Source organism: Pseudomonas sp. NFXW11 (assembly GCF_049887815.1).
Taxonomy (GTDB): domain Bacteria; phylum Pseudomonadota; class Gammaproteobacteria; order Pseudomonadales; family Pseudomonadaceae; genus Aquipseudomonas.
Genome location: NZ_JAGEKI010000014.1, coordinates 18,168 through 31,597, shown reverse-complemented (window position 1 = coordinate 31,597; position 13,430 = coordinate 18,168). Strand labels below are relative to the sequence as shown.

The 13,430-nt window shown below is 62.4% G+C and carries 2 protein-coding genes; both read right to left on the bottom strand.

Annotated elements, in window-relative coordinates; translation table 11 throughout:
* Window positions 1-42: 42 nt before the first annotated feature.
* Complete coding sequence (locus tag J4P02_RS20735; protein WP_426193694.1) at window positions 43-11,010, bottom strand: Ig-like domain-containing protein; 10,968 nt, start codon at window positions 11,008-11,010, stop codon at window positions 43-45.
* Window positions 11,011-11,261: 251 nt separating this feature from the next.
* The gene (locus J4P02_RS20730) at window positions 11,262-13,430 is read right to left on the bottom strand and encodes an HlyD family efflux transporter periplasmic adaptor subunit (RefSeq protein ID WP_426193692.1); all 2,169 of its coding nucleotides are present in this window, start codon (window positions 13,428-13,430) and stop codon (window positions 11,262-11,264) included.

Sequence of the window (13,430 nt, the reverse complement as noted above, 5' to 3'; positions counted from 1 at the left end):
AGACGGCTGGAACCCCTCCATTGGCGTTCCAGCCGCCTGTGGCTAGGGCTTGCCCAACAGCTCCAGCAGCGTGGCGTCTGCAGCTCTGCGGGACTGGAGTGCCCGCTCCAGTTGCGCGTTGAACGGCAGTGCGGCAGTGCTTGCGGCGATCTTGCCGACGCTTCGAATCGGTGTGTCGTGCACGTCGCGCATCTGACCTGAGAGCAAGTCAATCTCGATCACCCGGCTTGTCATCCGCTGTGCTGGCGAGACGGTGGTGACCCGAAGACGCAGCTGTTCGACGTTGGCCGGCCGGTTGATGAACACCGTGCCCTGGTCGCTGCGTATCCACTCTGGCAGGGCGCGCGCGCCCTCCAGTTCGACCCGCACGATACGACCTGCTTCGCCATCACCGCTGGCCGTCAGCCAGAAGTCGTTGCCCTGGCCGAGCAGCTCCAGGTGTGGTCCGCTGGCGGGCCTGAGGGAAGACAGGATGTCCGTGGCCGAGGCCATGGGATTCCACTCCAGACCTCGGTGCAAGAGGCTGGCGGGGTTGCTGCGTGTGTCGTGCACGCGGTGTTCATTGATACCGTGCAATGCCGAGAGTGCATGGGTGGCCTGCAGGACGACACCCTTTTCCGGCAGCGCCTCGATACCGGCCAGATGGTCGATCTCGTTCACCACGCGGCACACGGCTCCCTCCATCGATTCTGGCGCGGCCTGCCCGTTCAACGAAGCGATGGCGTTGACCGCGCTGTCGATGATCACGCTGTTGTCCATGGCATATGCCGCATCTGGCGTTTCGCCGATGTCGAGCCTGGCGCGTGACTCAATCGCGCTGTCGTTGTGCACACTGATGCTCTCGCCGGGCAGCCCCTTGGGGGCGCTATTGGCCGGGGCTGTCGGTGTGCTGTCAACGACAGTCGGTGTCGTGGCGTTGACCCTGATCTCGACATTGGTCATTGCCTCGACTCCGCCTGAGGTCACCGTGTAGCTGAAGCGGGTGTTGCCGTGGAAGTGTTCCGCTGGCTGGAAGGTCAGCGTCCCATCAGCTTCCAGCACGACGCTGCCATTGCTCACCACCAGCGGCGTGCCCACCGATACCGCGACACCATCGATGGCGGTGATCCTGTGGTCCGGATTGCGGAAGCTGTCGTTAGCCAGGACATTGATGCTGACCGCAGTGTTCTCGTTGGTGCTGGCGCTGTCATTGGCAATATCGGTGACTGGAGTGACGGTCATGCTGACGCTGGATTGCACGGTAGCGCCATGTCCATCGCTGATGCTGACGGCGAAGCTGTCACTGCCGTGGTAGTCCAGGGTTGGGGTGTAGGTATAGGCGCCGGTGCTGGCATTAACACTGACCGTGCCATGACTGGGTTGACCGGCCAACGAGTAAGTCAGGGTATTGCCATCGGGATCAGTGGCTGACACTTGTCCGTTATAGGCCACATCCTGGGTGGTGGTGGCGTTGTAGCTGCCGGTGCCGGGGGTGAAGGTCTGCCCCGTGGCGCCGGGGTCTCGTAGCTGCGGTAGAGCATCCACCAGCACACTGACCGTGGCGGTTTCATTCACCCCGCCGGAACTGATGGTGTAAGTGAAACTGGTGCTGCCGTAATAGTTGGTTGCTGGCTGGAAGTTCAGCATACCGTTGGCTTGCAGGGTCACCGTGCCGTTGCTTACGGCCAGTGGCGTGCCTACCGATACTGCCGTGCCATTGATGGCCGTAATGGTATGGCTGGGGTTCTGGAAGCTGTCGTTGGCCAGGACATTGATAGTGACGGCGGTGTTTTCGATGGTGCTGGCACTGTCATTGGCAATATCAGTGACTGGGGTCACGGTCATGCTGACGCTGGACTGCACGGTCGCGCCATGCCCATCGCTGATGGCGACGGTGAAATTGTCGCTGCCGTGGTAATCCAGTGTCGGCGTGTAGGTGTAGGCGCCGGTGCTGGAGTTAAGGCTGACCGCGCCATGACTGGGTTGACCGACCAGCGAGTAGCTCAGGATATTGCCATCGGGATCGGTGGCCGACACCTGGCCGTTATAGGCCACATCCTGGGTAGTGGTGGCGCTGTAGTTTCCAGTGCTGGCATTGAAGGTCTGTCCTGTCACACCTGGATCTTGCTGCTGTGGCAGGGCATCGACCGCCACGGTCACTGTGGCCGTCTCGTTCACCCCTCCGGAGTTCACGGTATAGGTGAAGCTGGTGTTGCCGTAATAGTGGGTCGTTGGCTGGAAATACAGACTGCCATCGGCCTGCAGGGTGACCGTGCCATTGCTTACGGCCAACGGCGTGCCCTGGGTAATGGCTGTGCCATTGATCTGGCTGATATAGCGTTCGCTGTTCTGGAAACTGTCATTGGCCAGGACCTCGATATCGATCGGCGTATTCTCGATGGTACTGGCGCTGTCGTTAGCGATATCGGTCACGGGTGTGACCGTCATGCTGACGCTGGACTGCACGGTCGCGCCATGCCCATCGCTGATGGCGACGGTGAAGTTGTCGCTGCCGTGGTAATCCAGGGTTGGCGTGTAGGTATAGGCGCCGGTGCTGGCATTGAGGCTGACCGTGCCATGGCCGGGCTGGCCGGCCAACGAGTAGGTCAGGGTATTGCCATCGGGATCGCTGGCCGACACCTGGCCGTTATAAGTCACATCCTGGGTGGTGGTAGCGCTGTAGTTACCGGTGCTGGGATTGAGGCTCTGACCTGCCACACCAGGATCTTGCTGCTGTGGCAAGGCATCCACTGCCACGGTCACTGTGGCCGTCTCGTTCACCCCGCCGGAGCTGACGGTGTAGGTAAAGCTGGTGCTGCCGTAGTAGTTGCTGCTGGGTTGGAAATACAGCGTGCCATCGGCTTGCAGAGTGACAGTGCCATTGCTCACGGCCAGTGGCGTGCCCTGGGTAATCGCCGTGCCATTGATCTGGCTGATATAGCGCCCGCTGTTCTGGAAGCTGTCATTGGCCAGGACGTTGATGGTGACCGGGGCATTCTCGATGGTACTGGCACTGTCATTGGCGATATCGGTCACTGGGGTCACGGTCATGCTGACGCTGGACTGCACCGTGGCGCCCTGAGCGTCGCTGACGGCGACGGTGAAACTGTCACTGCCGTGGTAATCCAGGGTCGGTGTGTAGGTATAGGCGCCGGTGCTGGCATTGAGGCTGACCGTGCCATGGCCGGGCTGGCCGACCAGCGAGTAGGTCAGGGTATTGCCATCGGGATCAGTGGCCGAGACTTGTCCGTTATAGGCCACATCCTGAGTGGTGCTGGCGCTGTAGTTGCCAGTGCCAGGGTTGAAGGTCTGACCTGCCACACCAGGATCTTGCTGCTGCGGCAAGGCATCCACTGCCACGGTCACTGTAGCCGTCTCGTTCACCCCGCCGGAGCTGACGGTGTAGGTAAAGCTGGTGCTGCCGTAGTAGTTGCTGCTGGGTTGGAAATACAGCGTGCCATCGGCTCGCAGAGTGACAGTGCCATTGCTCACGGCCAGTGGCGTGCCCTGGGTAATCGCCGTGCCATTGATCTGGCTGATATAGCGCCCGCTGTTCTGGAAGCTGTCATTGGCCAGGACGTTGATAGTGATCGGAGCATTCTCGATGGTACTGGCACTGTCATTGGCGATATCGGTGACTGGAGTCACGGTCATACTGACCGTGGATTGCAGCGTGGCGCCATGCCCGTCGCTGATGGTGACGCTGAAACTGTCACTGCCGTGGTAGTCCAGGGTTGGGGTGTAGGTGTAGGCGCCCGTACTGGCGTTGAGGCTCAGGGTGCCATGGCCCGGTTGGGTACTGGTGCTGTAGCTCAAGGTACTGCCGTCCGGGTCAGTGGCTTCGACCTGGCCGCTGTAGGCCACATCCTGGGGAGTACTGGCGCTGTAGTTGCCAGTGTTGGCATTGAAGCTCTGCCCGGCCAGCCCGGGGTCCTGCAGCACCGGCAGGGCGTTCACCGTCACGCTGACCGTGGCCGTCTCGTTCACCCCGCCGGAGCTCACCGTGTAAGTGAAACTGGTGGAACCGTAGAAGTGGGTCGCTGGTTGGAAGTTCAGGGTGCCATCGGCCTGCAGGGTCACGCTGCCATTGCTCACTGCCAGCGGTGCGCCTACCGCCACCGCCGTGCCATTGATGGCGATGATGCTGTGGTCAGGGTTCTGGAAGCTGTCGGCGGCGAAGACATCGATATTGACCGGACTGTTCTCCTGGGTGACCACACTGTCATTGGCAATATCGGTGACTGGGGTCACGGTCATGCTGACGCTAGATTGCACGGTGGCACCATGGCCATCGCTGATGGCGACGGTGAAGTTGTCACTGCCGTGGTAGTCCAGGGTTGGAGTGTAGGTGTAGGCCCCGGTCGCGGAGTTGATCGATACGCTGCCATGCAGCGGTTGCGCGTTGAGCGTATAGCTCAGGGTATTGCCATCCGGATCAGTGGCTTCGACCTGGCCGCTGTAGGCCACATCCTGGGTGGTGCTGGCGCTGTAGTTGCCAGTGCCGGAGTCGAAGCTCTGGCCTGTGGTACCGGGGTCTTGCAGCTGTGGCAAGGCATCCACCAGCACACTGACCGTAGCGGTTTCATTTACCCCGCCTGAGCTGACTGTGTAAGTGAAGCTGGTTGTGCCGTAGTAGTTATTGGCGGGCTGGAAGTTCAGAGTGCCATCGGCCTGCAGGGTGACAGTGCCATTGTTCACGGCCAGCGGCGTACCCTGGCCAACGGCCGTGCCATTGATCTGGCTGATATAGCGTCCCGGATTCTGGAAGCTGTCATTGGCCAGCACATTGATGGTGACCGGGGTGTTTTCGATGGTACTGGCGCTGTCATTGGCGATATCGCTCACGGGGGTGATCGTCATGTCGACGCTGGACTGCACCGTGGCACCCTGAGCGTCGCTGACGGCGACGGTGAAACTGTCACTGCCGTGGTAATCCAGGGTCGGTGTGTAGGTATAGGCGCCGGTGCTGGCATTGAGGCTGACCGTGCCATGGCCGGGCTGGCCGACCAGCGAGTAGGTCAGGGTATTGCCATCGGGATCAGTGGCCGAGACTTGTCCGTTATAGGCCACATCCTGAGTGGTGCTGGCGCTGTAGTTGCCAGTGCCAGGGTTGAAGGTCTGACCTGCCACACCAGGATCTTGCTGCTGCGGCAAGGCATCCACTGCCACGGTCACTGTAGCCGTCTCGTTCACCCCGCCGGAGCTGACGGTGTAGGCAAAGCTGGTGCTGCCGTAGTAGTTGCTGCTGGGTTGGAAATACAGCGTGCCATCGGCTTGCAGAGTGACAGTGCCATTGCTCACGGCCAGTGGCGTGCCCTGGGTAATCGCCGTGCCATTGATCTGGCTGATATAGCGTTCGCTGTTCTGGAAGCTGTCATTGGCCAGGACATTGATGGTGACGGCGGTGTTTTCGAGGGTGCTGGCACTGTCATTGGCAATATCGGTGACTGGAGTCACGGTCATATTGACCGTGGATTGCAGCGTGGCGCCATGCCCGTCGCTGATGGTGACGCTGAAACTGTCACTGCCGTGGTAGTCCAGGGTTGGGGTGTAGGTGTAGGCGCCCGTACTGGCGTTGAGCGTCAGGGAGCCATGACTCGGTTCAGCACTGGCGCTGTAGCTCAAGGTACTGCCGTCCGGGTCAGTGGCTTCGACCTGGCCGCTGTAGGCCACATCCTGGGGGGTGCTGGCGCTGTAGTTGCCAGTGCTGGCATTGAAATTCTGCCCGGCCAGCCCGGGGTCTTGCAGTACCGGCAGGGCGTTCACCGTCACGGTTACTGTGGCTGTTTCGTTCACCCCGCCGGAGTTCACCGTATAGGTAAAGCTGGTGGTGCCGTAGAAGTGGGTCGCTGGTTGGAAGTCCAGAGTGCCGTTGGCTTCCAGGGTCACGCTGCCATTGCCAACGGTCAGTGGGGTGCCTTGGGTTATAGCGGTGCCATTGATCTGACTGATGTAACGGTCCGGGTTCTGGAAGCTGTCGTTGGCCAGCACATTGATATTGACCGGGGTGTTCTCATTGGTGCTGGCCGTGTCATTGGCAATCTCGGTGACTGGGGTCACGGTCAGGCCGACACTGGATTGCGCGGTAGCGCCATGGCCGTCATTGGCGGTGACGACGAAGCTGTCGTTGCCGTTGTAGTCCGCCGTTGGGGTGTAGGTGTAAGCGCCGGTGCTGGCGTTGAGGGTCAAGGTGCCGTGGCCGGGCTGGCTGCTGATCGCATAAGTCAGCGTTTCGCCATCCGGGTCCACGGCCATTACCTGGCCATTGAAGGCTGTGTTCTGTTCGGTGGTGGCCGCGTAATTGCCGGTGCCGGCGTTGAAGCTTTCTCCGGTGACATTGACGCTTTCGAACTGCGGTACGCCATTGATGTTGACGCTGACCGTGGCGGTTTCATTCACCCCACCGGAACTGACCGTGTAAGTGAAACTGGTGCTGCCGTAATAGTTGGTTGCAGGCTGGAAGTTCAGCATGCCATTGGCTTGCAGGGTGACCGTACCGTTGCTTACGGCCAGCGGAGTACCGACCGATACCGCCGTGCCATTGATGGCTGTGATGGTATGGCTGGGGTTCTGGAAGCTGTCGTTCGCCAGGACATTGATAGTGGCGGCAGTGTTTTCGACGGTGCTGGCGCTGTCATTGGCGATATCGGTGACTGGAGTGACGGTCATGCTGACGCTGGACTGCACGGTAGCGCCATGTCCATCGCTGATGCTGACGGCGAAGCTATCAGTGCCGTGGTAGTCCAAGGTTGGGGTGTAGGTATAGGCGCCGGTGCTGGCATTAACACTGACCGTGCCATGGCTGGGTTGACCGACCAGCGAATAGGTCAGGGTATTGCCATCGGGGTCAGTGGCTGAAACTTGGCCGTTATAGGCCATATCCTGGGGGGTGATAGCGCTGTAGTTACCGGTGCTGGGGTTGAAATTCTGACCAGCTACACCGGGATCTTGCTGTTGCGGTAAGGCATCCACTAGCACACTGACCGTGGCGGTTTCATTCACCCCACCGGAGCTGACGGTGTAGGTGAAACTGGTGCTGCCGTAGTAGTTATTGGCGGGCTGAAAGTTCAGGGTGCCGTTGGCTTGCAGGGTGACGCTGCCGTTGCTTACGGCCAGCGGTGTACCCACCGATACCGCCGTGCCATTGATGGCTGTAATGGTATGGCCGGGATTCTGGAAGCTGTCGTTCGCCAGGACATTGATAGTGACGGCGGTATTTTCGATGGTACTGGCGCTGTCATTGGCGATATCGGTCACGGGGGTGACTGTCATGCTGACGGTGGATTGCACGGTAGCGCCTTGGCCATCACTGATGCTGACGCTGAAACTGTCGCTGCCGTGGTAGTCCAGGGTTGGTGTGTAGGTATAGGCGCCGGTGCTGGAGTTAAGGCTGACCGCGCCATGACTGGGTTGACCGACCAGCGAATAGGTCAGGGTATTGCCATCGGGATCAGTGGCCGACACTTGTCCGTTATAGGCCACATCCTGGGTGGTGGTAGCGCTGTAGTTACCAGTGCTGGCATTGAAGGTCTGACCTGCCAAACCGGGATCTTGCTGCTGCGGCAAGGCATCCACCGCCACGGTCACTGTGGCCGTCTCGTTCACTCCCCCGGAACTGACCGTGTAAGTGAAACTGGTGCTGCCGTAATAGTTGGTTGCTGGCTGGAAGTTCAGCGTGCCATTGGCTTGCAGGGTGACCGCGCCGTTGCTTACGGCCAGCGGAGTACCCATCGATACCGCCGTGCCATTGATGGCTGTAATGGTATGGCTGGGGTTCTGGAAGCTGTCATTGGCCAGGACATTGATATTGACCAGGGTGTTCTCATTGGTGCTGGCCGTGTCATTGGCGATATCGGTCACAGGAGTGACCGTCATGCTGACGGTGGACTGCACCGTAGCCCCATGGCCGTCATTGGCGGTGACGACGAAGGTATCACCGCCGTTGTAGTCCAGGGTCGGGGTATAGATGTAGGTGCCAGTGCTGGCATTGAGGGTCAGGGTGCCGTGGCTGGGCTGGCTGCTGATGGCATAGGTCAGTGCTTCGCCATCAGGATCGGCAGCCAATACCTGGCCATTGAAGGCCACGTCCTGGGCCGTGGTGGCGGCGTAGTTGCCGGTGCTGGCATTGAAACTCTGGCCTGTGATGCCCGGGTTCTGTAGCTGGGGTATGTCGTTCCCGGTAATCACGTTGAACTCGTTGAAGGCCACATACTGATCGCCGCGCCCCGAGGTATTGAGCAGCTCGATCTTGGCTACGCCGTTGAGCGAACCGGCATCGATCTGATAAGGCTCGCCCCCCGTTGCACCGTCGGGCAACGCATTGGGGGTGTAATAGGCGGTGGTCGAGGTGATCAGGCCGCCACTGGCATTGAAGAACTCCAGTGTGCCGATTTCCCCCATGGCCTGGTTGTCGCCCAGATTCGAGCCGCCGTTGTTGAAGATCTGCACCGTGCGCAGGTCGTTGAGCGGCGTGCTGAAGGTATAGGTGATCATGGCGATCGGGCCAGCGTCGCGATAGTAGGGCACATTGGCCCCGCTGGCGCCGTCGATGGTGGTGGCGATGGTGTTGCCCGAGGGGTTGGCCCCCGTGGTGGCCGCTGTGGCGGGAGTGACCACGCTGGTCGTCGGTGCGCTGCCGTTGTTGTCGTAGAGCGTGAGCGTGGCGCTGGCAGTGGCCGACGGGGTGGCGATATCGGAGGCCACGGCACTGACCGTGATCGTGTGGGCGATGGGCGCGGTGTTGCTGGTGCTGAAGCGGATATTGCCCAAGGCGATCTGGTAGTTGACCGGGGCACTGCTGCCGCTCAGGGACAGCACCCCGGTGCTGGCGTTGTAGCTGGAGCTGATGCCTGCCACTGCCTGCGTCAGGTAGAGGCTGTCGGCCGCGGTGGGATTGGACAGGGTTACGCTCATCGAGGCGATATTGGCGCCATCGGGATCGCTGACCGTGGGGAACAGGGCGATGGCCGCGTTGTTGCGGCCATCGTAGTAAGCGGCGTTGAAGTTGATGCCTGGGCTGGTGCTGTCGAGGTCGACCACCGGCGGATACTGGCCGCTGCTCAGGTTCATGGTGGTGTAGCTGCTGGAGAACGCGGTGTTCACCGAGGCATTGAAGAGATTGCCCGATGTTCCGGCGGTCATGTCCCAGGCGTACATGTACAGCCCGATACCCTGGTTGCCACTGGCGGTGGCGCTGGACGACTGCAGATAGATCCGTGCATCGCTGCCGCCCAGGAGCAGGACATTGGTACTGCCCAGATTGCTGGGCAGCTGGTACCAGTTGGCGCCGTTATTGGCGGTGTACCACCAGACTCCAAGGGCCCCGTTATAGGCGGAAATCGCGATGCCCATCTGAGTGGCCTGGCCGGTGTCCGAGAAGTTCCCGGTCAGCGCAGACACAGGTACGCCCACCGCCGTGCCATTGAGTGGCCCGCTGGTATTGTCCGGGGCATTGAAGGTCGGGGGCGGAGCATTGATCACCGGCCGCGTGTTGATCACCATGTTCAGCGTATCGGTGGCACTGGAAAAGGCCGTGGTGCCGCCGTTGCTCGACGTATCGGCGAAGTGGTACACCGTTCCGCTTTGTTGATCCCAGGCGCGGAAGGTCAGCGCATTGGCGATATTGCCATTGGCGTAGCTGCTGGGCATGAAGTAGATCAGGTTGGTAGGGCCCAGCAGCAAGGCATTGGTATTGGACAGGCTGGAGCTGCTGACCGATTGCCAGGTTCCACTGGAGCTGCCGTAGTAATACAGCGTGCCCTGGCTGCTGGCACCGGTGATCGCGATGCCCTCGGCGGTGCCGGCATTCACATCACTGACCCCAGTCAGCAGATTGGACACCTGGCTGCCGACGGCGCCTTGCGGCACCCCGTCGTTAAGCATAGTGGCCCAGATGGTCTGGTTCAGTGGGGTCAGGGTGGGCGCGTAGAACACCTCGTTGACCGCCACCGCCACCGTGTTGGAGGCGGTGGAAACCGCGCCGGCAATGCTATTGGGGTTGACCTGGATGCCTGCGGTGCCAGCGGTCTGGTCCCAGGCCAGCAGGGTCAGGGCATTGCCGGCGCTGCCGAAGAAGTTGCTGTTGGGCTGAAAATACAGATAGGTGGAGGCGTTGCCCGGCAACAGCAGGGCGCTGCTGCTGGACACCGCGCCGACGCTGTTCCAGGTGCTGCCGCCGTTCAGGCTGTACCACCAGGTTCCATTCGTGGTGTCGGCGCCGGTCAGGGCGATGCCCGGGTGCGAGCCGGGGTTGCTGTCGGTCTCATTCACCGTATAGCTGGAAACCAGCACCCCGGCAGCCGTGCCATTGACCGGCGCACCGCTGTTCTCGGTGCCGCTGTAGCTCAGGCTGTTGGTCGAAGTCAGGGTTGGTGGCGCCAGCAGGTGTTCCCAGTCCGGCGCGCTCACGCTGGCCACGTCGATGGGCCCGCTCTGGCGGTCCAGGGTCCAGCTGCCACCCAGGTTGGCAGCGCCGACATCGCCAGTGGCCGCGGCGACGTTGGCGCCGGTGATGCTGCTCAGGGTCTCGACCGCCTGCGCGCCATCGCTGCCTTTGCCGAAGTCGCAACCGTACAGCAGGATGTCGCCGCCCGGGGCGAGGCTGGCGCCGATCTGCGCCAGCTCGGCGCGATAGGTGCTTTGCATGCTCAGCAGGGTCAGGGTGTCGGTGCCGAGGAACAGCATGTCCTCTTCACCGTGGCTGATGATCTGGATGGCGCTTATATTGCTGCGCCCGACCAGGGTCTGGGCGATGAAGCGGACGCCGTCCACGCCCTGGGGAATGTAATGAACCTCGGCGCCGGCGGGCAGGTCCTGGGCCAGTACGCCAGGCTGGGCCACCGTCATGTCGATGAAGTACACCTCGTGGGCCGCCGCGGTTGGCGCCGCAGGTTGGGGCGCGGCAGTGCCGACGCTGCCCAGCGCCGCCACCAGGTTCGCATGCGCTTGAGTGTCCGCCGTGTCCGCTGGCGCGGCCGGTGTGGTCTTGACTGCCTGTTGCAAGGTCTTGGCGGCGGCGGCATCGAGCAGCACACGCGGCTCCAGGGCTTGCAGAAACAGCGAGGGAGTTGACCGCTGCTGGTGGTGGTTTTTGAACCTTCTGGTGGACTTGCCCTTCACTTCACACCTCACCCAGGTTTCGGCGGACAGCTCCGCGCGATTGATCAAGAAGTCGCCCGACAAGCCAGCCGGCCTCCTGCCCACTGCCCGCCACGCTACCCGCTTACTGCTATCCACTGACCACTTGCCGCTTGAAGCTTGAAGCTCGAAGCTCACCTCTGCCCCTAGGCTCCGGCCTCCCGCAGCAACACCCTGGCCACCTGGCGCATTACGCGGCTGGCCAGGCTGACCGGCTTGGCCTTGAGCCACATATCGCCCCGCACTTCGCTCAAGGGCGCCACAGGCGGCGCCTGCAGCACCTCGGCCGTGACTTCGAACACCGATTGCTCGGCCCGTTGCTGGCCCTCGAATGGCCGTGAGGCCACCTCGCCACCAAAGGTGGAAGCCAATATCCAGTTCTCCAGGGTGTCGTTGGCGGCGGCACCTATGCGTGAAACCCGCAGCTTCAGGTCCGGCAGCAGGTGCTGTTCATCCTCGAAGTGGCCACTGGCGTCTGCCGACAGGCGTTGCAGGTCTTCGGCATAGGCATAGCCACGGGCCTGCAAGGGCTGGGGCTCGATGATCAGCAGCAGCTGGGTCTTGTCGTCCACCCAGCGCCCGGGCGACAGCTCCGACGCTAGCTGCGCCACCACCCCGGCCACCGGCGCGCGAATCTGCAAGCGCGCCTGTTCACGCTGCAGGCCGGCGATGCGGTCGCGTTCCAGACTCAACTGAGGTTCCAGCACCAGGCTCTGCGACAGGTCCTGGCTGTCCGCGTCGCGCCGCTCCAGGCGCTCGACCAGCAGCCGCTCGCGGTCTCTGGCTGCTTGCAACTGGCTGTCCAGCTCCGGTGCGTCCAGGGTCAACAGCAGCTGGCCGGCGCTGACTCGCTGGTCGTAACCCACCTGCAGGCAGTCGATGCGCGCCGGGTACGCCGCGAAAACCGGGGTCTGCTGGGCTGCCGTCAGCACTGCCGGCACTCGCACCTGGTAGGGCAGGGGCACCAGCAGCATGGCCAGTGCCGCGCCGATCAGCGCCAGGCTGAGATAGGCGCGCCGGCCCGCGTCGCCCCGGCGCTGCAGCCAGATCCGCAGCTCGCGGGCGATCGGATTGACGATGAACCAGCCGATCTCCACCGCGAACAGAAACAGCCCGAGAATCTTGAAAAAGTAGTGATAGACCAGCAGCGCGATCCCGAGGAACAGGAACAGGCGATACACCCAGGTGGCCCAGGCATAGCCGATGAAAATCAGCGTGGCACGCCGGTCGAGGGGCTCGGGCGGCTCGTCGCCGAAGTCCCACAGCTTCTCGCGCAACCACCAGCGGGCCATGGCGAAGGCTCGTTGCTGCAGGCCCGGCACCCCGAGCAGGTCGGCGAACAGGTAGTAACCGTCAAAGCGCATCAGCGGGTTGAGATTGACCCCCAGGCTCAGCAGCCAGCTGGTGCTGGCCAGGGCGAAGGCTGCCGAGCGCCAGGGGCTGTCGGGCAGGAACACCCAGGCCAGGGTCGCGAGTACCGCCACCAGCAGCTCCACCAGCATGCCGGCGGCGTCGATCAGCACCCGCTGGCGGTTCGGCAGGCGCCAGGCATCGGTGGTATCGGTGTAGAGAATCGGCGTCATCAGAACCAGGGCCACGCCCATGCTGGTGACTCGCGAACCCAGGCGTACCGCGGTGTAGCCATGACCCAGCTCGTGCAGGGTCTTGACCAGGGCCAGGCTCAGGCCGAAGGCGATGGCGCCGCTGACCGAGAACAGCCCGGGAAAGGTATGCAGGAAGCTGTCCCACTGGCGCGACACCAGGTACAGGCCGACCACGCCCAGGGCGGCGATGCTCCACCAGAACGCCGGCTGGAACAGCAGCGTCACCCAGGGCAGGGTGCGCCGCAGGAAGGCATCGGGGTGGGCCAGCGGCACCTTGAAGAAAAGATAGTGGTGCAACAGCCGCCTGGCCAGCGAGGTCCGGTTGCTGGTGCGGCGCTGCAGCAGCCGTGCATGGCCCTGGAGCGACGGCGGCAGGCAGAGATCGTGCTGCTGCAGGAACTGGATGAGCGCCATCACCTTGGCGTCCTCGGGGCGGGCGCCAGTGTCTTGCTGCACGGCGCTGCGCATGGCCCCGAGCGTGCCTAGCGACCAGTGCCCGAGCATATCCAGCACCTGATGGTCGATGGCGTAGAAGCTGTGTTTGAGCGGATCGTAGATGCGCCACGCGCCTGCCTGGGCCAGGGGCCGGCCAACGCTCGGGGCTGGCAGCAGGCGCAGGTCCTGGCGCAGCGGTGGCAAGGGCAGGGCATCGAGTGTGCCGTCGTTGGCGGCATCCGGCTGATCTGCGGTGGGGCTCGGGCTCAGGTGCAT

Bases quoted from the DNA above. Each gene is read 5' to 3' on its own strand.
- J4P02_RS20730 (WP_426193692.1), bottom strand. From the start codon at position 13,430: ATGCACCTGAGCCCGAGCCCCACCGCAGATCAGCCGGATGCCGCCAAC.